This window comes from Marinicella gelatinilytica (genome assembly GCF_026410405.1).
Taxonomy (GTDB): Bacteria; Pseudomonadota; Gammaproteobacteria; order Xanthomonadales; family Marinicellaceae; genus Marinicella; species Marinicella gelatinilytica.
In genome coordinates, this window is the sequence record NZ_JAPMLN010000016.1 from 76,942 (window position 1) to 103,093 (window position 26,152).

A 26,152-nucleotide genomic window follows, 5' to 3' on the forward strand; every position below is an offset into this window, starting at 1 on the left:
ACTGTGCTCTTTATGCTTTTTGGCTGTGTTGATAGTTTAACGCAGCCGCAATGTAATGGCTAAATAAAGGATGACCATCACGGGGTGTGGAATTAAATTCCGGATGAAACTGACAGGCTAAAAACCAGGGATGATCGCTTATCTCAACAATTTCCACCAGTTGACCATCCGCCGAATGACCTGAAAAAATTAAACCGGCTGCGGCCAATTGTTCCGCATACTGGTTGTTAAATTCATAGCGATGACGGTGGCGCTCACTAATCACATCCCGGCCATAAACGTTGGCAGCCAAAGTACCTTTAGACAGCTTCGTGTCTTGTGCCCCTAAACGCATGGTGCCACCTAAATCCGAATGACTGTCACGGTATTCTTTTTGCCCCTGGGCATCCATCCATTCAGTGATTAAGCCAATCACCGGGTACTCGGTTTCGGGGTTGTTTTCCGTGGTATTGGCACCTTTTAAACCACAGACGTTGCGCGCGTAATCAATCACCGCCGCATGCATACCATAACAAATCCCTAAATACGGAATGTTCAGTTCCCGGGCCTGGCTCACCGCCCAAATTTTACCTTCAAAACCACGGTTTCCAAATCCACCGGGTACTAAAATGGCATCCACGCCATGCCACACAGCCGAATCGGGATTGTGTTCCAGTTCTTCCGAATCGATGTGCTTAATATGGACTTTTGCTGATTTTCTGATGCCGGCATGGCGCAAAGCTTCATTCAGCGATTTATAGGCATCACTGTGGTCTAAATACTTGCCCACCATGGCCACAGTGACATCATGTTCGGTATTGGCCTCGGCGGCCACCACCCGTCGCCACTCGGATAAATCAATGCTTTGCCCCTGTAAACCCAAGCGTTTGACCACCAATTCATCAAAACCTTCTTTATGTAATTCCTCTGGGATTTGATAAATATTGGCACAATCCAGAACCGGAATCACGGCTTCTGACTTAACATTGGTGAACAGCGCAATTTTTTGCTGCTCCGATTCCGGAATCGGATGCTCACTGCGGCACAATAAAATATCCGGTTGAATACCGATGGAGCGCAGTTCTTTCACTGAATGTTGGGTGGGTTTGGTTTTTAATTCGCCGGCGGCTTTGATATAAGGTACTAGGGTTAAATGCACAAACAGGGTATTTTCTTGGCCTTCTTCCACCCCCATTTGCCGAATCGCTTCCATAAAGGGTAGGGATTCAATGTCACCAACGGTGCCGCCAATCTCCACCATAATAACATCAAAGCCCTCAGCGGCGAGACGCACTTTTTCTTTGATTTCATCGGTGATATGCGGAATGACCTGAACTGTACCACCCAAATAATCCCCCCGGCGTTCTTTACGTATGACATTTTCGTAAATTTGGCCGGTGGTATAATTATTGTGGCGTGACATTTTGGTGCGCACAAAGCGCTCATAATGACCCAAATCCAAATCAGTTTCCGCGCCGTCTTCAGTGACAAACACCTCACCATGCTGAAACGGACTCATGGTGCCCGGATCGACGTTGATATAAGGATCGAGTTTCATCAGGGTGACGTTCAGCCCACGGGCTTCTAATAAGGAGGCGAGCGAAGCCGCAGCAATTCCTTTCCCCAGTGACGATACCACGCCACCGGTCACAAACACATACTTAGCCATAACGGTTAATTATCAGAGACATTCGTTCAATGCGCAGTCCACTCCAATCAATGAAGGCAAAAACCTTGATGAAAAGTGAACACCAGAAAGGACGTGTATTATAGCCGATGACCGAGCTTAAAAGAAGTGTTGAGAATGATAACTTGCCGCAATCGATCATTGCCTGAACTTCCTAAAAAGGTCTTTTTTAAGCCACTACGACTTCACAGTTCAGGCTCCCACAGTGCCCGACTGATGGCATCCGGTCCGTCAAAGCCATGGCGGAAAATCAAATCATCGCCAAATTCACAGCTGATAAACACATCGTTAACATCTGCACCGGTTATGGTCCCGCTGTCATTAATCAAATCACAATTTTGCATGGGATCATTGGGCTGGGTGTGAATGCTGACGTCATAACTTTGCTGGTCATCTAAAGGCGTGGCAAAGGCAAAGGCGCCCGGCTGGTTAATAATTAAATCATCCGTTAAATTGTTTTGTAACCGCATAAAATTATCCGGTATCAAACCATGGACATAACCGCCAATAAAATACTGGCTGATGCTGCAATTGACCTCAATATCGGTGACATCAGCACCTTGTACAGTGCCTGTACCATTAACCACTGCGCAGTTTTGATTGGGGGTGGTGGGATTGGACAGAACCGTGACCTGATACGCCGAACCATCTGTTAAAGGATTTATAAACGAGAATGAACCATTACTGTTAACCACCAGATATTCATCGCCTGAATTGATTGATAAAGTGACGTAATTACCGCTGAACAGGCCCGAGATATTACCGCCGATGGTATGAACATCGGTCACACAATGAACCTGAACGGTGTTAACATCGGCACCGGCAATCACGCCTGAGCCCTGGCTGACGGCACAATGTTGGTTGGGTGAGCTTGGCTGTGTCAGTACGGTCACAGCATAAGCGGACTGATCATCTAACTTGGTGTTAAAGGTAAAACCACCATCGGCATTTACCGTCAGATCATCACCACCATTATTTTGTAACACCACGCCGCCGGTCAGACCGGACACTGTACCGCCAACAGAATACTGGTTGGTACTGCAGGTCACTGTAATGTCCGTGACATCGGCACCGGCCAATGTGCCACTGCCATCATTATGACTGCCCCCTGAAACCACACAGGTTTGGTTCGGTGCAGTGGGTTGGGTCAGAACAGTGACACTGTAATTGGATACGTCATACAGCGCTGTGGCAAAGGTAAAGTTACCATCGGAACTGATGCTTAAATCATCGCCACCGTTATTTTGCAGAACCACTGTATTACCGGCAGCCAGACCGGAAACCTGGCCACCGATGGTGTAGGTATCTAAATTAATCTCATAAACATAAGCCGAACCGGCATCGTCACCATAGGCACCAATCAAAGCCCGCTCACCGGACAGACTGACAGAATAGCCAAAATAGTCAAAGTTTGTTCCATCACTGGTCGTCAGCTTATCCGTTTCAACCCAAACACCGTTATGTAAATCAAACACATAAGCCGCACCTGCGTCCCCACCAATATCATCATCACCGTAGGAACCGATGACAGCCCAATCACCGGACAGACTCACAGACACCCCAAAAAAATCATGGGAATCACCATCACTGGCTGTTAACTTGGCCGATTCAGCCCACAGACCGCCTTGTAAATCAAAAACATAAGCCGAGCCCTTGTTATTACCATCCCGATAGGCCCCGATCAAAGCCCGATCACCCGACAGACTGACCGAATTACCAAAATGATCGAGGTTTCCACCATCACCAGCCATCAACTTAGCCGTTTCAGACCAGCCACCGCCATTTAAATCAAAAATATAGGCCGCACCGGAATCACTGCCATTGTCATTATCAAGATAAGCGCCGATTAAAGCCCGATCGCCGGATAAGCTCACTGCATTACCAAACCGATCTTCAGCACCGCCATCCGAAGCGGTCAGCTTGATTGTTTCCAGCCAACTCCCACCTTGTAAATCAAAGATATAAGCAGCGCCGGAATTAGGTCCATCATCATCATTGTTATGTGCACCGACCAGTGCCCGGTCGCCGGACAGACTAACGGAAATACCAAAAGTATCATCTCCCGATGCATCACTGGCCGTCAATTTGCTTGTTTCCAACCAACTACCGCCTTGTAATTCAAAGACATAAGCCGAACCGGAATTGGTACCATTATCATCATCTTGATGGGCACCGATTAACGCCCGATCCCCCGATAAACTGACTGAATGACCAAATCTATCATTGTAGGCACCATCGCTGGCCGTCAACTTCGCGGTTTCAACCCAACTGCCGCTTTGTAACTCAAAAATATAAGCAGCACCTGAATCGCTGCCATTATCATCATCGAGATAAGATCCTATTAAAGCCCGGTCACCGGATAAACTGACGGAATAACCAAAACGATTATTGGCTGCACCGTACGCAGGTATTAATTTAGCCTCCTCAACCGCCGCTTTTAAGGAAGACCGCTGGGCGCCACTGATACCTTCAGGTTTGTGCTGATCAAAAGCCCAGGCCTGACACTGGAACAAGCCCAGCAGTAAAACCAAAAATAATGGCCGATAGAAACATAAAATAGTCATGCTAAACCTCTGTTATTGTTTATTGTCATCTGGCGCCCACAGTTCCCGACTGATGGCATCTGGCCCGTCAAAGCCATGGCGGAAAATCAAATCATCGCCAAATTCACAGCTGATAAACACATCGTTAACATCTGCACCGGTTATGGTCCCGCTGTCATTAATCAAATCACAATTTTGCATGGGATCATTGGGCTGGGTGTGAATGCTGACGTCATAACTTTGCTGGTCATCTAAAGGCGTGGCAAAGGCAAAGGCGCCCGGCTGGCTAATAATTAAATCATCCGTTAAATTGTTTTGTAACCGCATAAAATTATCCGGTATCAAACCATGGACATAACCGCCAATAAAATACTGGCTGATGCTGCAATTGACCTCAATATCGGTGACATCAGCACCTTGTACAGTGCCTGTACCATTAACCACGGCGCAGTTTTGATTGGGGGTGGTGGGATTGGACAGAACCGTGACCTGATAGGCTGAGGTATCTGTTAAAGGATTTAAAAATGAAAATGAACCGTTGCTGTTAACCACCAAATATTCATCTCCGGAATTGATCGATAAAGTGACATAGTTTCCACTGATCAGGCCCGAAACCTGGCCGCCGATGCTGTAGGCCTGCAAGCGACTAAAAACATACGCCGATCCGGAAAAACTGCCGTTATCATCGTCACCATAAGCCCCAATTAAAGCCCGTTCACCCGACAAACTGACAGCATAGCCAAATAAATCATCGCTGGCTGCATCGCCGGCGGTGAGCTTATCGGTTTGATACCAACGACCACCTTGTAAATTAAAGACATACGCTGAACCGGCTTCGTTGCCATAATCATCATCGCCATAGGCACCAATCAAAGCTCGATCACCCGACAGGCTGACTGAATAGCCAAAAACATCATAGGTTTGCCCATCATCGGGCAATAATTTAACGGTTTCAGTCCAACTGCCACCCTGTAAGTCAAATATATACGCCGATCCTGAATCAGTACCATAATCATCGTTCCTGTAAGCGCCAATCAAAGCCCGATTATTTGATAGACTTACTGCATAGCCAAAGTAATCCTTAAGGGTCGCATCGCTGGCCGTTAGTTTTATCGTCTCAATCCAACCACCAACCTGTAAATCAAAGACATAGGCTGAGCCGGCATCGTTGGCATGATCATCATCACCAAAAGAGCCTATTAAGGCTCGGCCGCCAAGCAAGCTGACGGATACGCCGAATTGATCACCACCGGCGGCATCACTGGCCGTCAGCTTGGTTGTTTCAGTCCAGCTGCCCCCTTGTAAATCAAACACATAAGCTGAGCCGGAATTGGAACCATGGTCATCATCATGATAAGAACCGATAAGTGCACGATCTCCCGACAGACTGACTGAATACGCAAAATAATCATAGGCCGCACCATCGCTGGCCGTTAGCTTGGCCGTTTCAGTCCAAATGCCACCTTGCAATTCAAACACATAAGCAGAACCGGAATCACTGCCGTTGTCATCATCTTTGTAAGACCCAATCAAAGCCCGATCACCGGACAGACTGACAGAAACACCAAATCTGTCAGCCACGGCACCATCACTGGCCACGAGCTTGGCCGTTTCAACCCAACTGCCGCCTTGTAATTCAAACACGTACGCCGAGCCGGAACCGGTGCCGCCAATGGCGCCAATTAGAGCCCGGTCGCCGGACAGGCTGACAGAATACGCAAATTGTTGAGAAGCGACACCATCAGTAGGCAGCAGTTTGGCATCCTCAACCGCCGCTTTTACGGATGACCCGTTTTTATCACTCAAACTATCTGGATGTTGTGGTACAAAAGCCCAGGCCTGGCAGGACAACATGCCGGCCAATAAAAATAAAATAAATGTCTTTAACGCGAATGGCAGTGGCATAAATTTAGATCGGTTGAAAATACAATAACCCTATCACAAATTAAGCGTTTTATAAAATAGTTTCCTCTAAAGTGAGGACATAAACATCACTGGCAGACACATTTAAAAACGCTTGCTTTTTATATGGAAACTTATTTTTTTAGATAACAATCAGGTACATAGATAAGGCACGACCAATCACCAAGGAACGATTTAACCAATTTATTTTTGCACTATGTTCTGGTGAGATTTTTGCCGATGACGTATTTTGTCAGTGGTAGCAACTTTTAAAACAGGCGTTTTATCTGATACCGTGATTAATGACGACTAAGCCGAGAAGCTTATTCAGTGCACCGTTTTTGCCTTAAAAGATGCACTGAATATTGGTTTTTTATTGATCTAAGGTAAATTCAATTTTTTGCACCACTTGGTAAGGCACAACTTGGCCATCCACCTTTTTCGGATGGAAAGTCCACTTATAGACAGCTTTTTTAGCCGCCTGTTCGAAGGCACCGCGCGGTTCAGCACCCAGCACAGAGACACCGGTGACGCGACCGTCTGTACCGACTTTGATTAAAACTTCAACCCAGCCTTCAGTTTGGTTTATGGCTGCTTTACGCGGGTAAAAAGGCGCGATTCCATTTTTTAAACCGCCACCATCATTGCTGATAGAGTGTTCACCGATACCGACACCGGTGTGAGTAAAATCTTTATAAAGCTCAATGTTTTTAGTGTCAACTTTCCCAGGTGGCACACGGACTATACCATCATTGCTATCAGTCATATCAATGGCAGGCATGGCCGGTGGTGTGCTGGTTTTTTCCATCTCCGGTGGTTTTGGCGGTTCTGCCCGGTCCGGAGTGTTAATCTCCGGTGTGGTTTTGACAAAATTAAAAGCAATATTGGCGTCGGTGTTACTTGGTTTAAAGTGCGCCGGTGTCAAAAAACTCAACATCAACAAAAACAGGCCGATAGCGACGATAAATCCCAGGAACCCGGATAAGGTGGAGCGAATCATGGTTTGCATATGCTGTCCTCTTTTCAAGTGTGCTTAATGCACTAAAACCCCCGCTTCAATAACAAACATAAAAATATCTGTTATAAATTGTGACCCCCGCTTTTTGATTTGGTTTAAAAAAATTGACAAATGGTGTAATGTTAGACTGTCCTTCAACATACTTTTTATGAGCGAAATTATTGTTTTTAATAAGCCCTTTCAAGTGATGTCACAGTTCACCGACACGCAACAGCGCGCTCATTTAGGTGACTATATTGAACAACCCGGCTTTTATCCGGCCGGACGTTTGGATTACGATTCTGAAGGCTTAATGCTGCTGACCGATGATGGAAAATTACAACATCAAATCAGCGGTTCTGACTGGCACAAAACCTATCTGATTCAAGTGGAAGGCATCCTCAAAACCAAAGAATTACAGCGATTAAGGACAGGCATCACGATTAAAGATTATCAGGCCAAAGCCATAGACGTAACAGTGCTGGCAAAAAAACCCGGCTGGCTATGGCCACGCACGCCACCGGTGCGCTTCCGCAAAAAAATCCCAACCAGCTGGCTCACAATCACCTTAAATCAGGGTAAAAACCGACAGGTCCGGCATATGCTGGCGGCGGTCAATTTACCGGTATTACGCTTAATCCGAATCCAAATGGGTACCATCGCATTGACCGATTTAAAACCAGGCGAGTGGCGCTGGCAGACACTGACGACCTCTTAAGAATTAACAAGATACCGAAAGTCCTAAAACCTTTACCGGCGAAGGCCGGTATCCAGCGTCTTTTACGATGGTGCATATAAAATAAAACGATTACCACAGAGGCACAGAGGGCACAGAGAAAATAAAAACCTGATGTGTAACATGACATCACACCACAACATCTGTCCTTTGAGTAGGCCAATATCAAGTGTCTCTGAGAATGAGCTTGCTTACAGTGTGATTTATAACTAAGATCGTTGTAATAAAAATCGCCATTAAATAAAGTGAAACCGCATTAAAGTGGAGAGCCAAGAATTTTCTGTAAAGGAATTACAGGGCTGTGAGTAAAAATGCATAAATTAATAATTTTTATTAATATCGTTATATCAGGTACTTTATTAGCTGGCACAGCCGATTTAGCGCTTGAGTTAGAATTCAATGAATTTAATGGGGTTGTTTATGAGCCTCAAGGCGATTTCATTGCCAGAATAACAAATTTAGGCCCCGATGTTGCAGCTGATAATATTCCATTTCCCTTGCCATTAACAACATTCACTTCTGCAATTGACGATAATGGCAATTTTACGCCTGAAATTCAATTTTCTGCAGACACACAAAATAATAATCAAGAATGTTATTTCACACTTGCTATTGGCTCTCCTCCACCTGGATCAATTGGACCCAAATATGTCTATGGAATTGATATACCATCACTCGCTGTTAACGAAACGATTGAATGTCACGGTATATTTTCAAGGCATTTCCAATCAGGTACAAGAGATGTTACTTGGCAGACGTACAATTCATTTGATCATGATCCAAACACTGACAATAACAGTCAGGTTATTACTTTTGGAATCCCTCCCAAAGCGGTGTCGGTAAATAATGTATTTGCTTTAGTATTGCTGTTACTATTGGTGTTTTATTTCGGTTACCATTCAAAATCTAATGACGACATAAAAAACATTTCATAAGTCATTTACACAACTACGCATAACTTTATAAAAACCAATTCTCACTGTTGACCAAGCGGATTGTATTTGCTTCTGCCGCATCAAGCTGTTGCCAAATTTCAGCCATTGTTTGTCCGGTTTCCGGGTGTGTTAGTTGTGGCACTAAATCAAATAATGGCTTCAATACATAGGCACGTTTTGTCAGTTCCGGGCGTGGCAAACGTAGCGTGTTATGTTTTAAAACAACATCACCCGCCAATAAAATATCCATGTCCAGAAAACGGTTGGAAAAACGCGTTTGTTGCTGACTGCGACCGCAGGTGTATTCCAACTGGCGCAACCACTTTTTCAGCACCAGAGGCGCCATGGCGCTGTCAAAGCTGACCACCATATTATAAAAATCCGGCCCTGTAAAACCATAGGCCGGCGATTGGTAAACCGGTGAACAAGTGACGCTTCCAAAGGTGGCTTTTAAAAACCGAATGGCGCATGCCAAATGCGCCCGGCGATTGAGGTTACTGCCCAATGACAGGTAATAGTGAATGCGTTGTCTATTCACCTGACATCATTGACTATAAGAAAAAGGTCGGATTTTTAGTCACGGCCACAGCCACGATATAAGCAAAGGTCAAGGTGGCTAATATGTAGCCAATCCAACGCATCTGACCACGGCCACGCATTGCCAGAACACCAAAACCCACATAGAAAAATAATGCCACTATTTTAGTGGTTAACCAGGGCGAATTCCCCAACGTAAAACCAACGATATAAGCCACAGTAATACCAGTAACCAACAGCAAAGTATCAATAATATGGGGGGTGATTTTAAAGAGTTTACCGGGTGTACGAACTTTGACTGCAAAAGCCCAATAGCGGTATTGAAAAAGAAGAATACTGATTACTGCCAATAAAGCATGGGTGTGTTTAAAAGCCGGATACATGGCAAGTCCTGTTAGTTTGAGAAAGTCGCTATCTTATCAGAAGTTATTAACTGCTGTCAGTAAGCAGATGGCTTGCGCTGCCATGCCTTCTTCCCGGCCCACAAAACCAAGTTTCTCGGTGGTGGTGGCTTTGACGCTGATTTGGTTAATTTTAAGGTTTAAAATGTCAGCTAATTTGTCTTGAATGGCTTTTTTATGGGGTCCGATTTTGGGCTGTTCTGCCATTATCACCGTGTCAATATGGGCGATTTGATAACCGGCTTTGTGAACCAATTTATGACAATGGCGCAAAAAATCGGCACTGTCACAATCCGCCCACTTGGGATCATTCGGTGGAAAATGATCACCGATATCACCCAACGCCAAAGCCCCCAACAGGGCATCACAGATGGCATGAATCAGCACATCGCCATCGGAATGGGCGATAAAACCACGGTTAAACGGGATACGGACATTGCCCAGCATCAGATGATCACCTTCACCAAAGGCATGCACATCAAAACCCAATCCTACGCGCATATTATTCTCCCTGTAACGCCGTTAAATGACTTAAAAAAGATTCAACCTGAGGCAGTTGTTCAGCCCGTGTCAGTTTAATATTACTGGCCCGACCTGATACCATCAGCGGTCGTTCACCCATGGCTTCCATCGCGGAGGATTCGTCGGTGATGGTCATCCCTTGTTGGTCAGCAGCCGTTAAAGCACTCAATAAATCACCCAAAACAAACATTTGCGGGGTTAATGCCGCATACACTTGTTCACGCTTGATGGTTTTATCTACCTGCTGTCCATCTTGAGAAAATTTGAGGGTGTCGTTAATCGGGTTCACCAATAAGCCACCACGCTGCGCAGATACACAGACTTGAATTAAATCTTTGATTTCCTGTTCAGTGACACAACAACGGGCGGCATCATGCACCAGCACCCAGTCTGAATCTGCGGCACCGCCTTGCTGTAAAGCTTGTAAACCTAAACGCACAGAATCAGCCCGAGTTTGACCGCCAACGGCAGTCATTACTGTAAACGGGCCATTGAGTTTTATGTCCGCAAAGTGTGTGTCATCAGGATTTAATGCAATAACGACAGACGTGAGTGGGCTATTGTCAAAAGCTGATAAGCTGTGCTCTAAAACAGTTTGACCGGCAATTTTAATATATTGTTTCGGAACTGAATAATCGTTGGCATCCGCGGCAAAACGCCGACCACTACCGGCAGCTAGTAACAATAAGTGGATTTGTTTAGACATAATAATTTAATCCTGTGAATCCGGGGGGTTGACCACCTGTATAAAGGTTTCACCTTCCTTAATCATTCCCAGTTCCGAACGTGCTCGTTCTTCAATCGCCTCTAAGCCGGTTTTCAAACTCGCCACCTCAGCGGCCAACTGATCATTGCGACGTTCAAGCTCATCTATCTGCGCCTGCTGATCCATCAACTGCTGCTGTTTTTCCCGCAAATCCTGTCGGCCACCGTCACCAAACTGCCACTGCCACAGCGCCAGAATCAACAACAGTACCAACACCCCATTTAACCACTTCACAGCCGTTCCATTCAAATTCAACCAGCGCTTATTGTAACAGTTTTAAGCAACAAACATGTCCGGCTTCATTGATTTAGTGACGAATGCCATATTGTTAGCGGTCAGTCAGTCATGCTAAAGTAGCCATTAAAAGATTCGGGGATTTTATGTGTTAAATGTTGTTCAAATTTCTAAGCGTTTTGGGCAGATAGAGGCGATAAAAAAGGTCTCATTTGAGGTCAAGCCGGGGGAGATTTATGGTCTTTTAGGGCCCAATGGAGCGGGAAAATCCACCTCCATTCGATGTTTATCCGGCCTGACGGTACCTGATGAGGGCGAGTGCCTGATTAATGGTCATTCCATTCACAATGAACCGATTCAAGCCAAAAAACATCTGGGTTTAGTGCCACAGGATCTGGCCATGTACCAGGATCTATCGGCACGGGAGAATCTACAATTTTGGGGGCGTGCCTATGGTCTGTCAGGTCAGGTCCTTAAACTTCGTCAACAAGAAGTGCTTGAACAAGTGGGTTTGGACAAACGGGCCAAAGAACCGGTTAATAATTTCTCAGGTGGCATGAAACGGCGTTTGAATTTTGCCTGTGGCATTATTCATCAACCCAAAGCCCTGTTATTGGATGAGCCCACCGTGGGTGTCGACCCGCAGTCACGGGAACATTTATTATCTGCCATTGAGGACTTAAAAAACCAGGGTACTGCCGTGCTCTATACCACCCACTATATGCAAGAAGCGGAGCGATTATGTGATCGTGTCGGTATTATCGACCAGGGAGAAATTATCGCTCAGGGCAGTGTTACCGAACTCAGAAAACAGATGGGAGAAAAAGATCTGATAACACTGGAAGGGCAATTTTCTGAGACCGACAAAGCCCAATTAGATCACTCTGAAATACTTGAGTTCACGCCCCAACAAATCCGCCTGATGACGAGCAACGCCTCGTCTCAATTGTCGGAGATTTTGGCTCGTTTTGATTCACAGAAAGTGCACCAAGCTTCGGTGCAACAGGCTAATTTGGAAAGTCTCTTTATTAAACTCACCGGTCGTGAACTACGCGACTAAGGCCACCGATGTTATCTTTATCTCACTTAATCGCTAAAATCAGACTGCAATCGGTGGTACGTGAAAAATGGGGGCTGTTTTCCTGGATCACGATTCCCATTATCATTGTTTTTTTGATGAGTTTTATCACCGGTGGCGGTGATCAGGGCGAATCACGCGGTACCTTATTGGTCACCGATTTAGACGATTCTTTTGTCTCCAACTTACTGGTCAACAGTCTATCCCAGGGTGAATTATCGAGCTGGATAGGAATTAAAAAAGTCGACACTGAACAAGGGCAAAATATCATGCAGTCAGGTGATGCCAGTGCCTGGCTCACCATTGAACCGGAACTTGCAAGTGATTTCCTGAACCAAAAACCCACCACTTTATCGCTGGTTAAAAATCCTGCACAGACTGTTATTCCTGACTTAATTGAATCTGCTTTACTACTTTTTACCGATGCCGGCGGCTATTTACAGCAATTGTTTCGTGAGGAATTGGCCACCTTAGCAGCCATAAACAGCAATGATGATTTATCAGATCTTGAATTCACTGCCTTGAGTCTGTCTATTCGTGATCGCATAGACGTTTTTGCGATGAGTTTAGACCCGCTGTTAATCGAGCTGAAAGAACGGCAACAGGAAACCGATAAGTCTTCAACCTCAGTCAATTTTGGGCTACTGATGTTCCCCGGAGCCATTATGATGGCCCTACTGTTTAGCATCAGCTCTTTGGCAATGCTCATTTGGGATGATTTAAAATCGGGTGTGCTGACCCGGCTGAGTGCTTCATCACGCGGCTTAAGTGCCTATTTTTTTGGCCAGCAGTGGGCTGTACTGATTATTTTTAGTGGTATCGTCTTGATGTTGTCTGTACTCGGCGGGCTGTATTTTGGTTTACCTGCACGACAATGGCCGCTGTTGATGATTGGCTTAGTGGTCAGTGGCTTTGCCATGTGGCAAATCCTGTTATCACTGGTGTTACTCATGCCGACGCAGCGCTCGGCCAATATTGTGGTCAATGCCGCAATTTTCCCCATTTTAATGTTGGGTGGCAGTTTCTTTCCCATGGAGGCCTTACCGGACTGGTTGGCACAAGTTGGCTTATATTTTCCAAACGGTTATTTTCTGCAGGCCATTAAAGACGCGATATTTAACCAACAAAACTATGTACTGTCAGCCGGTCTCATAGCCACTGCCATTATTGGGGCATTTGGGTTGATTAATCGAACTTTATTGAAGCGTTTAACGAGGCACAATAACGTATGAAAAATATCCAATTTATTGCCGTTGGGGATCTTCTGGTTACCCTTAAGGATAAAATTGTTTTATTGTGGCTGTTTATCATGCCGATTGTTTTTTTTGCTTTTATCGGCTCCACCACTGGGGGTTTAAGCGGTGGTCAAAACAATGTAAAAACCCTGGCTGTTTGGTATGCCGGTGACATCCAAGACCCGGTTTATGAACAATTAAGCAACTATTTACAGGATAATAATTTTGCTTTACGTGTCTTTAACAATCAACAATCCTTATATAAGGATCAGTGGACTTTTGATGACTATAATCGCCAACTTTGGGTGCCGGATAATCCTGCACAATCGCTCCTGAACAACCAGACTGTCGAAATCACTTACCGATTTTCAGGCGGTGGCATGGACAGTGACTATCAAGTCTTTAAACTCTATCAATCGGTGTATAAAACACTGGCCGATACCATTGTTCTGCGTAGCAATTACCCTCAACAAGCGTCCGTTCTGGATTTTTCTATACTGGATGAACAAATCAAGGCCATTGGTCTTGATGTCAGCCTGGCCGGTGAACCCAGAGTGATACCGAATGGTTACAAACAAGCCGTCCCGGGTATTTTGGTTATGTTTGTTATGATGATTGCGCTGACCAGTGGTGCCATTACCTTGTTATTGGAACGGCAAAGCGGTGCGCTCGAGCGTTTGGCGGCTACACCGGTTAAACGCAGTCAACTGATTATCGGTAAATGTCTCGGCAAATGGCTTTTAACGTCCTGCCAACTGGTCTACGGCATGATTATGGGAAGTTTATTATTTTCTATCAGTTGGGGACCGTACTGGCATTGGGTCTTTATTCTGCTGTTTATGTGGGCCGGTGCCTGTGCCGCATTAGCGATTTTGTTGGGTTCATGGGGCCGTAGCGAATCCCAGGTTAGCGGTATTGCTGTAATTGGCTCTTTATTATTGGCAGCGCTGGGTGGCTGTTGGTGGCCGATTGAAGTGGCACCTGTCTGGATGCAACAACTGGCGCTGTTTTTGCCCACCGGTTGGGTCATGGATGCCTTGCATCGTTTGATGTATTTTGGTGACAATCTGGGTGATGTCAGTAACCATCTCATTGGATTATTTGTCTTAATGCTACTGGCTTTGACCTGGGCGTATCAAAAATTTAAATTCTCTGCATGAACTTTTTTCATAGATTCCGCTATAATTGCTGATTTATCGGGATTTGCTATGCGCTGGAAAAACCAAAGAAGAAGTCAACGGGTTGACGACCGACGGGGACGTGGTATCGCTAAAGGTGGTGCCAAATTATCCGGTGGCGTGGTGGTCATTGCCATCATTATTGCGGTGGTCACCGGCCAAAATCCTTTGGCACTTTTGGGCAACATGATGGAACAAGGTGGCAGCTCAAGCCAACAAGTGAATATACCGCAACAGCAATCACCGCAACAACAACAGCAAGCCGATTTTAGCTCTGTTATTTTAGCCTCCACTGAAGATGTCTGGACGGCTATATTTAAGCAACAAGGCCAGCAATATCCGGCGCCGACCATGGTGTTATTCGATGGTCGGGTGCAATCAGCCTGTGGCGTTAATTCTGAAGCAGTGGGACCTTTTTATTGCCCGGCTGATCAAAAAGTGTATCTGTCTTTAAGTTTTTTTAGGCAGTTAGAGCAATTGGGTGCGCCCGGTGACTTTGCCCGTGCTTACGTGATTGGTCATGAGGTCGGGCATCATATTCAAAACATCACCGGCACCAACCGTCAGGTTCGCGAGTGGCAACAACAAGCCTCTTCGAAAAGTCAGGTTAACCAATTGTCGGTATTAATGGAACTACAAGCTGATTGCTACGCCGGTGTCTGGGCACACCACGCTAACAAGCAACAAAATATGCTGGAACCGGGGGACGTGGAAGAGGGCTTACAAGCCGCCGCATCGATTGGTGATGACCGTTTACAAAAACGTGCGGGGCGACAAGTGAATGTCGAAGCGTTTACCCACGGATCTTCGCAACAACGGGTCAAATGGCTCAAAACCGGATTACAGAGCGGCCGTTATGATGCTTGTAACACCTTTCAACAAGGCGCTTAAACCATAAGAGGACAATAATACATGTACCACAGATATGTCGGCATCTTTGCCCTTGCCTGTCTAATTTTCTTCAACGCTAAAACCAACGCACAACATCCCTTCAGTGAACATACAGATCGTCACAGTATGCAATTTTATGGCGGTCAGATAAATGCTTTTAATGGCAGTATCAGAAACGCGGTTTATGGCCTGGAATACCGTTTTCCCAAGTTCTCACAATGGGGTCTGGTACCCGCCATTGGCTATTTAACTTCTGATGCCGGCGCCGAATATAGTTATTTGGATATGAAGTATACTTTTTCATTAAGCGAACATTGGGGTTTAATGATTAGCACCGGGATTGGCTTTTTTGAGGATGGTAAATTCTTGGATTTAGGTCACACCATCGAGTTTAAATCCGGTTTAGAGCTGTTTTATGAATTTAACAACCGGCAACGCATCGGTGTGGCTGCCCACCATTACTCCAACAGTCGATTGTCAAAAACAAATCCCGGCACCGAATCTGTCACAATGGGTTATACCGTGGCTTTTTAATGTTTTACTTTAAGCCCACAAGACCACAGCCATGACGGCGAAAATCACCCACCGCCGCCAGTGTCTCGCCGGTTTGTACGGCATTAACGCCACCAAAATAAAGATTATTATTCTGCCATTGAATTACTTTTGTTTCATTCTGATAATGACTGATTTCAGCCGCCGCAAAACCAGGCTCCAAATCTAAGTGATTATCTTCAAAATGCATTCGCGGCGCTTCCACCGCAGTTTTTAATAAACTATTGTGATTAATTATTCGGTTCGCCACTTGAAAAATAGCGGTTTTAATCCGGTTAGAACCACCTGATCCCAAAGCGTAACTGTTTTCTGGGTGGCGAATAAGCGTCGGTGCCATCATTGATCGCATACGCTGACCCGATGACCAGTTAAAAAATCCTTCTTGGTTAATATCTGACTCACCCAAAAAATTATTCATCATAAAACCACAGCCAGGCACAATGTGGCCATTGCCTTCACCATTACTCAAGGTTAAGGATGCCAAATTACCCAGGTGATCAGCGACACTGATGTGGGTGGTGCCGCGTGATACTGTGTTTAACAGCTTTTGCTTATTTTTCTCCATTGATACCATGGCATTAAATACCGGATAGTCTGAGGTGAGCTGCCGGTGGTGTTTCAATTGTTCAGCAATTAACAGACCACCGGTACTGGGGTAAGGGTTTGTAAGCACTTGATAATCACCACATTGCAGTTGCAAAGGTTCTCTTACGATACACTGATAGTTGTGAAAATCTACGCTTTGCAATAAACAGTCTTTAGAACCATACATAGAATCACTCAATGGTTGGCGGTAAAACCAGTCATGATGAGATTTGCTCAGCGTGTCAAGAAAATCTGCCAGCTGTGAGTTTTTCCATACCGCACCTTGTTTAAGTGACTGATATAAAACACTTGCTTGTTTGGTTGCATTAATCACCGGGGTGAGAATTGTTGCCACAAAAGCCTGTTGGCTGTTGATTTCAATGCCTTTAGTGGCTGCTTGAATGGCTGGCCGAGCCAACAGCGTTAATGGCATTGTCGCTAATTTTTCATGCGTTTTGTAAATACCTGCCACCACGCCCGGTACGGCAGCGGCGGCACGACCAATATGAAATTCCTGCGTCTTGTCACCAAAATCACCTGAAATGGGGTAGAAATCCCAGTCACTTGGTTTTAAATCTCTACTGTCAATCAATGGCGTATTAGAGAAAAAGTCCAATAATTTGGGTGCTTGCTCAGGCCCTGCAGCCAATAAAAAACCACCACCACCCGGCGATGACAATAAGGGCTCTGCCACAAAAGACATGAGAACCGCCGCAATAACCGCATCATAGGCATTACCACCTTGCTGCAGAATATCTTCTGCAGCTTTCGCGGTCAAAGGGTGGCCAGCCGCAACAGCATAAGTTTGCATATTTAATGGCTTGTAAAACTCTCCATTGTAGAACATGCCAATTCAGCTTGAAAACATTTATAATGAGGCCACCCAAAATAATATTTGACTCATATGAATAAAAACCACGATTTATTTACCCAGGCACAACGATTTATTCCCGGCGGTGTTAATTCACCGGTGCGGGCTTTTCACGGTGTCGGTGGCGAGCCGATTTTTATTAAGGCCGCTAAAGGCCCTTATATGTACGACGTTAACGACAAAGCGTATATTGATTATGTCGGTAGCTGGGGGCCGATGATTGCAGGCCACGGACATGACCGCGTATTACAAGCCGTTCATGCCGCCGTGGATCAAGGTTTGAGTTTCGGCACACCGGCGGAATCTGAAATTACCCTGGCTGAAAAAGTCTGTAATTTAATTCCTTCTGTTGATTTGGTGCGCATGGTTAATTCCGGCACCGAAGCCACCATGAGTGCCATTCGCTTGGCTCGTGGCTTTACCGGCCGCGATAAAATCATCAAATTTGAAGGCTGTTACCACGGCCACGCGGATTCGTTCTTGGTAAAAGCCGGTAGTGGGGTGGTGACATTAGGTATTCCGGGCTCACCGGGTGTACCAAAAGCGGTTGCTGATTTAACCTTAACTGTACCATTTAACGATTTAGATGCGTTGACACAGATGATGGTAGAACACGGTGATGATGTGGCCGCCATTATTATTGAGCCGATTGCCGGTAACATGAATATGATTGAGCCGTTACCCGGCTATTTACAAGGCTTGCGAGACATTTGTGACGATCATGGCTCGGTGCTGATTTTTGATGAGGTCATGACCGGTTTCCGGGTCGCGCGGGGCGGCGCGCAAGAACTCTATGGCATTAAACCTGATTTAACCACTTTTGGAAAAATTATTGGTGGCGGTTTACCGGTGGGTGCTTTTGGTGGGCGCCGAGATATTATGGAATACATTGCGCCACAAGGTCCTGTCTATCAGGCCGGTACATTGTCCGGAAATCCTCTGGCCATGGCCGCAGGTTCAGCGATGATGGACATTATTAGCGAACCGGGGTTTTATGTCTATTTAAGTGGCCAGGCAAAAAAACTCACCGATGGTTTGCAACAAGTGGCCGATAACGCCGGCGTACCCTTTGCCACCCGGCAACAAGGGGGTATGTTTGGATTATTTTTTGCGGCTGAAGCGGCGGATAATTTTGATCAGCTGGAAGCCTGCGATTTAGACCATTTTAAACGCTTTTTCCACGCCATGTTAGAACACGGCATCTATCTGGCGCCTTCCGCCTATGAGGCTGGCTTTATATCAAGTCAGCATAATGATGACATTATCCAGCAAACCTTAAACGCAGCTCAGAAGGCCATCATCGCTTAATATGGAAGCCGAAGGTTGGATCAAGGACGTTTTCGATTGGGTGCAACAAAACCCCAATTGGACAGGTCTGATTATTTTCGGCTTTTCTTTTTTAGAATCTCTTCTGCTGGTCGGAATTATTTTCCCGGGTGCGGCTTTCCTGGTCAGTCTTGGTGCTTTAATTGGTCTTGGTGTCCTGGACTTTTACAGTGCCTGGTTTTGGGCTTCTTTCGGTGGTTTTTGCGGTGATGGTTTAAGTTATTGGATTGGCTATTATTACCGGGAGAAACTTTTAACCAAATGGCCCATTAACCGCTTCCCGAACTTAATTGAAAACGGTCAACGTTTTTTCAAAAAGTACGGCATTATCAGCATTATCATCGGCCGCTTTGTAGGTCCGGTGAGACCCATTATTCCCGCCATTGTCGGCATTATGGGTATGCCCATCAGACGTTATTTACTGATTAGTTTACTGGCGTCTATATTATGGGCACCTTTTTATCTATTACCGGGCATTTTATTCGGCTCAGCCATTGAAAGCATGGCCAAAGTGGCGGTTAAATTGGCAGGACTCACGTTAGTATTGGCGGCTTTAATTTGGCTGATATTTTGGCTTATCCAATTTATTTACCAATTATTTGTGCCGCGCGCTTATCGCTGGCTTAGTCGGGTTCTGTCTTGGAGCCAAAAACACCCGAAATTAGGTCGTCTGACATCCGGTCTGGTTGACCCGCGACAACCCGAAACCGGCTCTTTAGCCATGATGGCTTTTATTCTGGCACTGTTGACCGTATTGGTGATTGTATTTATGGCGGGCAATCAAATTCTGATTGGCTGGAACCAAACCAGCGAAGGTTTTTTCTACACCTTTCACAATCCATGGACTTTGCCACTCATGCAATGGTTTTTATATTTGGGTCATGATTTGGTGCTGTGGTTAATTACTGTTTTTATTGCAGTGTGGTTAATTTACCGACGCTTGCATTTGGTTTTAAGCCATTGGCTTATCTTATCTATCAGTGCTTACATTTTTTCTGTGATTATCTGTCGGATCGATCATGGTCAATGGCATCTGCTGTCCTCACACCATGTTTTTTGGTACGTGGCAGTAACTGCATTTTGGGCCATATTAGTGGCGGGCGCTTATCCCATTAAGTGGCGCAGCTGGCCGTATATATTAACCGCAGTATTATCTGCCTTATATATATTCGCCATCTTATTTTTCTTTAAACTGACCTTACAGATTGCTTTATTATCAGGCATTATGGCCGCCATCTGGGCAATGGTTGTGGGAATTGCTTTTCGCACGCGTTATCGTAGACAGTTTTTAGGTTTGCCGTTAAAACTTATTTTTTTGATCATCACATTCAGTGCCCCGGTTGTCGCTTGGCTTATTTTCCCGGGTGCCAGTCATATTCAAAAACCACAATGGCTGGCACAACAAGATTACAGCACCACCACCGGCTGGGCCAATACCGGCAAACAGGAGTTGGATATTCACTTTAACGGCGAGCTCACGGACTTGCAAAAACGCCTCCAAAAACAAGGCTGGCAAGTTATTGAGGTGGAAACATGGGCCAACCTAATTACCGCTTTAGCGGTCAAAAAAAATGGTGATTTGCCGGTACTTTCCTATGTTCACAAAGGTGAATTAGAACACTTGCTGATGACAAAACCTCATAACCAACAATTATGGGCATTACGGGTTTGGCCGGAGTCCGCCTCTAAATCGAATCAATGGTCAGCCACCGTAACCCGACATAAGAGAGACACTGATGTATGGTTTTTCCATCATTGGGGTTATGTGGATACCTTAGATGACAAAACAGCGTTAATAGATGACTTTAAAAATGCCGGTTTAGCCGTCACACCCTCGATGCACGGCTGGCAAGTTGATGTTATCCCCGAGCCACAAAATTCACAGTAAAATTCTGCGCAAATGGCGCATTTAAACCACCATAGGGTAACTCGATTAATTGCTCAAATAAGGTTTGTAACTCCACCACAAAGTCTTCATCACACTGCTCGGCAAACATATAAGACTGCACCTGACCGCCGGGTAATTGTTTCACATTGACGCGACACTCTCCACGAACTTGTCGATTATGCCAGTGACTTTTAATTGTCTGCACCAAAGCAATCCAATAACGGGTTTCTTCGGGCTCGGTATCGTTTAAATACTGACTGTTGATATCATCGGTATAGGTGGCATAAAACAAAGAATATAAAAGCTGCCGTGCAAACACACGTGTTGCTTGTTGCCAGGCATCCCCGTTAAGTTCAACCCAAACATTGGTTGGCGTTGTGCCCAAGGTATCGGTGATGGTCAGATGCAGATGAATGGATTGCTCATTTTCTTCAATGCGGCCGGAAATTAAATACCGCACCCCTGCCAAACGCCAATGATGTAAATTCCATTTGTCACGTGATTTTAATTGCCACGGTTGATGGAATAAACCTGATTGCGATAGTTGCGCCACCAAGATATCTTCAATCACCACCGCGGGACTGATGCCATTTCCCTCATAGTGCAACGGTCGCATAATAACACCCACCGGGTTATCAGCACCGCCAATAATGATAAATTTCGGGGTTAAATGAGCGGGCAAAGACCACGTCATTAACACCAATGACAACACAAAGATTCGCATAAACAGAAGTTTAGCACAGCCGAATTAAAACAGATTCTGATTTTTTATAGATATTAAATATAATTGATAATATATATATTTCAATCACTTACAAAATATAGTTAATAATAATTGTTATTTATTCGCATAATCTCTTGCATTAACAATATTCTGTATGTTATTGTTTTACATATCAAATGTGCCTAAGCCGATTTTGGAGTTTATCGGTTATACCTTTAATCCCAACCTTGTTGGGATTTTTTTTGCCTTTAATAAATCAATGTTAAGCCCATTATCCACACTGTTTTCACAATTGGCGGCAAGTAATCGTTTAAAATACAAAAAAATTTCGCTTTCTTACCCATGAAAAATTTAAAAATAACTTTATGTTTACTTCTGCTGTTTGTCTTTACGCATACCGCCTTGGCACAGCAGGCTAATCCGGTTATTGTCGCACTGGTCAAAGCCACCACCTTATCCGGCAATATTCAAGCCTTGGGCGATTTACAAGCCATTAACAATGTTAACCTGACCTCCCAAGTAACGGACTACATCACCGAAATTTATTTTGAAGATGGTCAGCGGGTTAGCAAGGGCGATACCCTGATTGTTATGGATACCGCTGATGAACAAGCCTTGTTGGCGGAAGAACAAGCGCGCTTGGATGAAGCTCAGCGACAAGTCAACCGACTTAATCCCTTAATTGAAAAGATGGCGGCTTCCCGTTCCGCACTGGACACCCAAAAAAGCCTGGTGGCCATTTCTAAAGCCCGCATTCAAGGTATCCAAACAGCCATCGATAAACGTACCATGACAGCGCCTTTTGACGGCGTTGTGGGGTTACGTCAAATCAGTGTCGGTAGCCTGGCTCAACCCGGTATGCAACTGGCAACCTTAGACCAGGACAGTCAAATGAAACTGGATTTCACGGTATCAGCGGATCAGTTGTCACAATTACAACCCGGTTTAAGCGTGTCTGCCACCACCACCGCTTATCCGGATAAAACATTTACCGGTACCTTGGTGAGTTTAGACAGCCGTGTGAACCCCGTGACCCGCATGATCAGAGGCCGCGTTATTATTGATAACCAAGATTTTTTACTTAAAACCGGCTTATTGATGCGGGTTAATATTGCGGGTGAAGAAAAACCGGCAATCTTAATTCCCGAAGAGGCTTTAATATCTGAAGGCGGTCAACATTATGTGTTTGTGACTGAACAGCACGATGACCGCACCAGTGTTCGCAAACAAGCCATTAAAATCGGCGACCGCCCGGAAGGGCAAATCGCTGTTGTCTCGGGTTTAGAGGCGGGTCAACAAGTTGTCATTCATGGTGCTTTGCGTATTCATGACGGCTCCACAGTGACCATCACGGCGGTCAAAAAAGCGGATGAGCGCTTAACTGAGTTATTACAGCAAAATCGGTCTGAACCATGATTATTTCCGATATTTCCGTCAAGCGACCGGTTTTTGCTTCGGTTATTTCACTGTTACTCATTGCCTTTGGCCTGGTGTCGTTTGAACGTTTGTCGTTACGCGAATATCCAGACATTGACCCACCGATTGTCACTGTTGAGGTCGATTACCCCGGGGCACCGGCGAATGTCATTGAAACCCGTATTACAGAAATCATTGAAGACCGCATCTCCGGTATTGAAGGCATTGAATACATTGAATCATCTTCTCGCGATGGCCGCTCCCGAGTCACCATAGAGTTTTCCATCGACCGTGACATTGATTCAGCCGCCAATGATGTCAGAGATCGCATTGCCGGCGTGCGCGATAATTTACCGGAAGAAGCCGACCCACCCGAAGTGCAGAAAGTTGATTCCAGTGATGATGTGGTTATTTGGCAAAATTTAGCCAGTTCTGAAATGTCCACACCGGAGCTGACCGATTATGCGGAACGGTATCTGGTGGATCAATATTCAACTTTAGACGGTGTTGCACGGGTTCGTGTCGGTGGCGGCTTTCGTTACGCCATGCGCGTTTGGCTTGATCGCACTGCCATGACCGCACGACAATTAAGTGTCAGCGACATTGAACAAGCCTTACGCACAGAAAACGTAGAATTACCGGCCGGTAGCTTAGAATCCGATCAGCGTGTTTTTAAGGCACGTGTCGCACGTCAGTTTAACACCGCTGAGGATTTTGCTGGTATGGTGATTGCCGCCGGCGCTGATGGCTCTTTGGTGCGTCTGGGTGATGTCGCCCGGGTAGAACGCGGACTGCGTGAAGATCGCACCATCTTTCGCGGCAACGGTGACCCCATGGTTGGTATCGGTATTGTTAAGCAATCCAATGCCAACACCATCACGGTGGCGCGCGGCGTTAAGGAATTGTCAGAAAAACTCAATGCCAACTTACCAAGCGGCATGACCATTAATCAAAGTTATGATGCCTCAGTTTTCATCGAATCCGCGGTTCACGAAGTGTATATCACTCTATTTATCGCCATCACCTTTGTGGTAATAATTATATTCTTATTTTTAGGTAATTGGCGCGCCATGCTGATTCCGGCGGTCACTGTACCAGTGTCGGTTACTGCCACTTTTATTGTTATCTATGCACTCGGCTTTTCCATTAACCTACTGACCTTACTGGCCTTAGTGCTGGCCATTGGTTTGGTGGTGGATGATGCCATTGTGATGCTGGAAAATATTGTCAGGCGGATGCAGGAAAAACACGAAACACCGCTGGTGGCTGCCTACCGTGGCGCCCGGCAAGTGGGGTTCGCGGTGATTGCCACAACTTTGGTTTTGGTGGCTGTTTTCGTACCCATTACTTTTTTAGAAGGTGATCTTGGGCGTTTATTCACTGAATTTTCACTGACCATTGCCGCAGCGGTGGTTTTTTCATCGTTGGTGGCACTGACGCTATCACCGATGTTGGCTTCGGTTTTATTAAAGCCCAATCAAAATAAAAACAAGTCACTAAAAGCCATCGATACCGGTATTCGTCGTAGCCGCCGCAAGTATGGCCGCTGGCTGGTCACTTGGATTAGACGCCCCATCTACATGATTATTTTGTTTGTGGCCATCGTTGTCGCCACAGTGTGGCTGTATTCTGACACCGCACAGGAATTCACCCCCACAGAAGACCGCGGCTCTTTTTTCGTGCGAATTTCAGGACCTGAAGGTGCCAGTTACGAGTTCATGTCGGAATACATGAGCGAAATTGAGCGACGTTTACTGCATTACGTGGAAGATGGCCGCATAGACCGCATGTTGGTGCGCGCACCCTTAGGTTGGGGCAACATCGAATCTTTTAATGGTGGCTTTGTTATCGCCCGCTTAAAAGGCTGGGAAGAGCGCGATTTTTCTGCCTTTGAGCTAATGGATCAAATTAAAGAAGAATTATCTGACTTACCCGGTGTTCGTGCCTTTCCAATAATGCGTCAAGGTTTGGGTGGTGGCAGTGGTAAACAAGTGCAATTTGTTCTCGGCGGCTCCAGTTATGAAGAGTTGGCTCAGTGGCGAGATATTTTACTCACCGAAATTGAAAAAAATAACCCGGGACTTGAAGGTTTGGACAGTGACTATAAAGAAAACCGTCCACAAATTGATTTTAATGTGGATTATGACGCCGCTGCTGATTTAGGGGTTCGCATCAATGACATTGGTCGCACTTTACAAACCATGCTATCCGGTCGCAATGTCACCACTTTTATTGATGATGGTGAAGAGTATGATGTTATTTTAGAGGGCGAGCGCAACCAACAACGCACCTTTAGCGACATCCAAAATATTTATGTCCGCTCACAACGCAGCAGTGAATTGATTCCGCTAAGTAATTTAGTCAGTATTAAAGAGTATGGAGCTGCGGACAACCTCAGCCGTTATAACCGTGTTCGTGCCATTACCCTGGAAGCCAGTTTAGCCGAAGGCTATCGCTTAGGTGATGCCCTTGACTACCTCAACTCAATGGTTGATCAACATTTGCCTGATTACGCCATCGTTGACTATAAAGGTCAAAGCCGTGACTTTGTTAATTCCGGTAGTTCCATTATGTTTGTGTTCTTACTGGGGCTGGTGGTGGTGTTTTTGGTTTTGGCGGCACAGTTTGAAAGTTACGTGCACCCCATGGTTATTATGCTGACCGTGCCTCTGGCCATCGCCGGTGGTTTATTTGGTTTATGGCTAACCGGTGGGTCTATTAATATTTATTCGCAAATCGGTTTAATTATTCTGGTCGGCCTGGCCACTAAAAATGGCATCCTTATTGTTGAATTTGCCAATCAAATGCGTGACCAAGGTTACCGTTTTAACCGCGCCATTTTGACCGCTGCTCGGGTGCGATACCGGCCCATCGTCATGACCGGTCTCACCACCGTCGCCGGCGCCATTCCCCTGGTGATTGCCTCCGGTGCCGGTGCCGAAACCCGCATTGTCATTGGTACTGTGATTTTATTCGGTGTTATCGCCGCCACCTTGTTCACCTTATTTGTGATTCCGGTGGCCTACAGCTTGTTGGCCCGTAAAACCGGCTCGCCAGGCGATGTGACACGCAGATTAGATGAACAGTCAAAAATCACCCGACAACAACAAAAACAACTGAATCAATAACAAGTGTAATCACTCACTTCACAGTTTGTTAATCCCATATT

The 26,152-nt window shown here is 45.6% G+C and carries 22 protein-coding genes; 11 read left to right on the forward strand and 11 right to left on the reverse strand.

What is annotated here, in order from left to right:
• Positions 1 to 10 precede the first annotated feature (10 nt).
• The 4 genes from OS173_RS11015 to OS173_RS11030 all read right to left on the reverse strand — a co-directional run bounded on the left by OS173_RS11015 (position 11) and on the right by OS173_RS11030 (position 7,120).
• Positions 11 to 1,648 (reverse strand): CTP synthase, encoded by a 1,638-nt coding sequence (locus OS173_RS11015; RefSeq protein WP_267184339.1) that lies wholly within the window; start codon positions 1,646 to 1,648, stop codon positions 11 to 13.
• A 203-nt stretch (positions 1,649 to 1,851) separates the two neighbouring features.
• Positions 1,852 to 4,230: an FG-GAP repeat protein gene (locus OS173_RS11020; protein ID WP_267184340.1), complete on the reverse strand. Its 2,379-nt coding sequence runs from the start codon at positions 4,228 to 4,230 to the stop codon at positions 1,852 to 1,854.
• 12 nt (positions 4,231 to 4,242) lie between these two features.
• A complete protein-coding gene (locus OS173_RS11025; RefSeq protein WP_267184341.1) occupies positions 4,243 to 6,114 on the reverse strand; it encodes an FG-GAP repeat protein in 1,872 nt (623 codons plus the stop codon).
• 370 nt (positions 6,115 to 6,484) lie between these two features.
• Positions 6,485 to 7,120, reverse strand: a complete 636-nt coding sequence (locus OS173_RS11030) for an energy transducer TonB (RefSeq protein ID WP_267184342.1) — start codon at positions 7,118 to 7,120, stop codon at positions 6,485 to 6,487.
• Positions 7,121 to 7,277: 157 nt separating this feature from the next.
• Here OS173_RS11030 and OS173_RS11035 point away from each other — a divergent pair, with 157 nt between their 5' ends.
• Together OS173_RS11035 and OS173_RS11040 are read left to right on the forward strand one after the other, a co-directional pair.
• Positions 7,278 to 7,826, forward strand: coding sequence for a pseudouridine synthase (locus OS173_RS11035; protein ID WP_267184343.1), 549 nt, complete (start codon positions 7,278 to 7,280; stop codon positions 7,824 to 7,826).
• Between the two features lie 329 nt (positions 7,827 to 8,155).
• Positions 8,156 to 8,779, forward strand: coding sequence for a hypothetical protein (locus OS173_RS11040; RefSeq protein ID WP_267184344.1), 624 nt, complete (start codon positions 8,156 to 8,158; stop codon positions 8,777 to 8,779).
• Between the two features lie 25 nt (positions 8,780 to 8,804).
• Here OS173_RS11040 and folK read toward each other — a convergent pair whose 3' ends face one another.
• From folK to ftsB, 5 genes are read right to left on the reverse strand one after another with little or no spacing between them, the layout of a single operon-like run.
• Entirely contained in the window at positions 8,805 to 9,317 is a 513-nt protein-coding gene (gene folK / locus OS173_RS11045) for a 2-amino-4-hydroxy-6-hydroxymethyldihydropteridine diphosphokinase (RefSeq protein ID WP_267184345.1), read from the reverse strand.
• Between the two features lie 13 nt (positions 9,318 to 9,330).
• Entirely contained in the window at positions 9,331 to 9,699 is a 369-nt protein-coding gene (locus OS173_RS11050; RefSeq protein WP_267184346.1) for a SirB2 family protein, read from the reverse strand.
• Positions 9,700 to 9,735: 36 nt separating this feature from the next.
• Entirely contained in the window at positions 9,736 to 10,218 is a 483-nt protein-coding gene (gene ispF / locus OS173_RS11055; RefSeq protein WP_267184347.1) for a 2-C-methyl-D-erythritol 2,4-cyclodiphosphate synthase, read from the reverse strand.
• Position 10,219: 1 nt separating this feature from the next.
• Positions 10,220 to 10,945, reverse strand: coding sequence for a 2-C-methyl-D-erythritol 4-phosphate cytidylyltransferase (ispD, locus tag OS173_RS11060; RefSeq protein ID WP_267184348.1), 726 nt, complete (start codon positions 10,943 to 10,945; stop codon positions 10,220 to 10,222).
• Positions 10,946 to 10,951: 6 nt separating this feature from the next.
• Positions 10,952 to 11,239 (reverse strand): cell division protein FtsB, encoded by a 288-nt coding sequence (ftsB, locus tag OS173_RS11065; RefSeq protein ID WP_267184349.1) that lies wholly within the window; start codon positions 11,237 to 11,239, stop codon positions 10,952 to 10,954.
• A gap of 148 nt (positions 11,240 to 11,387) precedes the next feature.
• On the opposite strand from ftsB, the gene OS173_RS11070 reads away from it, so the two are divergent.
• From OS173_RS11070 to OS173_RS11090, 5 genes are read left to right on the forward strand one after another with little or no spacing between them, the layout of a single operon-like run.
• Positions 11,388 to 12,299: an ABC transporter ATP-binding protein gene (locus OS173_RS11070; RefSeq protein ID WP_267184350.1), complete on the forward strand. Its 912-nt coding sequence runs from the start codon at positions 11,388 to 11,390 to the stop codon at positions 12,297 to 12,299.
• A gap of 8 nt (positions 12,300 to 12,307) precedes the next feature.
• Positions 12,308 to 13,549, forward strand: a complete 1,242-nt coding sequence (locus OS173_RS11075; protein ID WP_267184351.1) for an ABC transporter permease — start codon at positions 12,308 to 12,310, stop codon at positions 13,547 to 13,549.
• Positions 13,546 to 14,712: an ABC transporter permease gene (locus OS173_RS11080; RefSeq protein WP_267184352.1), complete on the forward strand. Its 1,167-nt coding sequence runs from the start codon at positions 13,546 to 13,548 to the stop codon at positions 14,710 to 14,712. Before OS173_RS11075 ends, OS173_RS11080 begins: the two co-directional genes overlap by 4 nt.
• Before the next feature lie 48 nt (positions 14,713 to 14,760).
• Entirely contained in the window at positions 14,761 to 15,621 is an 861-nt protein-coding gene (gene ypfJ / locus OS173_RS11085; protein WP_267184353.1) for a KPN_02809 family neutral zinc metallopeptidase, read from the forward strand.
• Between the two features lie 21 nt (positions 15,622 to 15,642).
• Positions 15,643 to 16,155 carry an acyloxyacyl hydrolase gene (locus OS173_RS11090; protein ID WP_267184354.1) on the forward strand — a complete coding sequence of 171 codons (513 nt, stop codon included), beginning with the start codon at positions 15,643 to 15,645 and terminating at the stop codon, positions 16,153 to 16,155.
• A gap of 4 nt (positions 16,156 to 16,159) precedes the next feature.
• Here OS173_RS11090 and OS173_RS11095 read toward each other — a convergent pair whose 3' ends face one another.
• Positions 16,160 to 17,569, reverse strand: a complete 1,410-nt coding sequence (locus OS173_RS11095) for a gamma-glutamyltransferase (RefSeq protein ID WP_267184355.1) — start codon at positions 17,567 to 17,569, stop codon at positions 16,160 to 16,162.
• A 93-nt stretch (positions 17,570 to 17,662) separates the two neighbouring features.
• Between OS173_RS11095 and hemL the strand changes: the two genes are divergently transcribed.
• The gene (gene hemL, locus OS173_RS11100; protein WP_267184356.1) at positions 17,663 to 18,937 is read left to right on the forward strand and encodes a glutamate-1-semialdehyde 2,1-aminomutase; all 1,275 of its coding nucleotides are present in this window, start codon (positions 17,663 to 17,665) and stop codon (positions 18,935 to 18,937) included.
• A gap of 1 nt (position 18,938) precedes the next feature.
• The gene (locus OS173_RS11105; RefSeq protein WP_267184357.1) at positions 18,939 to 20,843 is read left to right on the forward strand and encodes a DedA family protein; all 1,905 of its coding nucleotides are present in this window, start codon (positions 18,939 to 18,941) and stop codon (positions 20,841 to 20,843) included.
• Here the strand turns inward: OS173_RS11105 and OS173_RS11110 are convergent.
• Positions 20,815 to 21,567 (reverse strand): hypothetical protein, encoded by a 753-nt coding sequence (locus OS173_RS11110; RefSeq protein ID WP_267184358.1) that lies wholly within the window; start codon positions 21,565 to 21,567, stop codon positions 20,815 to 20,817. The two genes, OS173_RS11105 and OS173_RS11110, sit on opposite strands and share 29 nt — an antisense overlap.
• 342 nt (positions 21,568 to 21,909) lie before the next feature.
• Here OS173_RS11110 and OS173_RS11115 point away from each other — a divergent pair, with 342 nt between their 5' ends.
• Complete coding sequence (locus tag OS173_RS11115; protein ID WP_267184359.1) at positions 21,910 to 22,983, forward strand: efflux RND transporter periplasmic adaptor subunit; 1,074 nt, start codon at positions 21,910 to 21,912, stop codon at positions 22,981 to 22,983.
• Positions 22,980 to 26,111, forward strand: a complete 3,132-nt coding sequence (locus OS173_RS11120; protein ID WP_267184360.1) for an efflux RND transporter permease subunit — start codon at positions 22,980 to 22,982, stop codon at positions 26,109 to 26,111. Before OS173_RS11115 ends, OS173_RS11120 begins: the two co-directional genes overlap by 4 nt.
• Positions 26,112 to 26,152 lie beyond the last annotated feature (41 nt).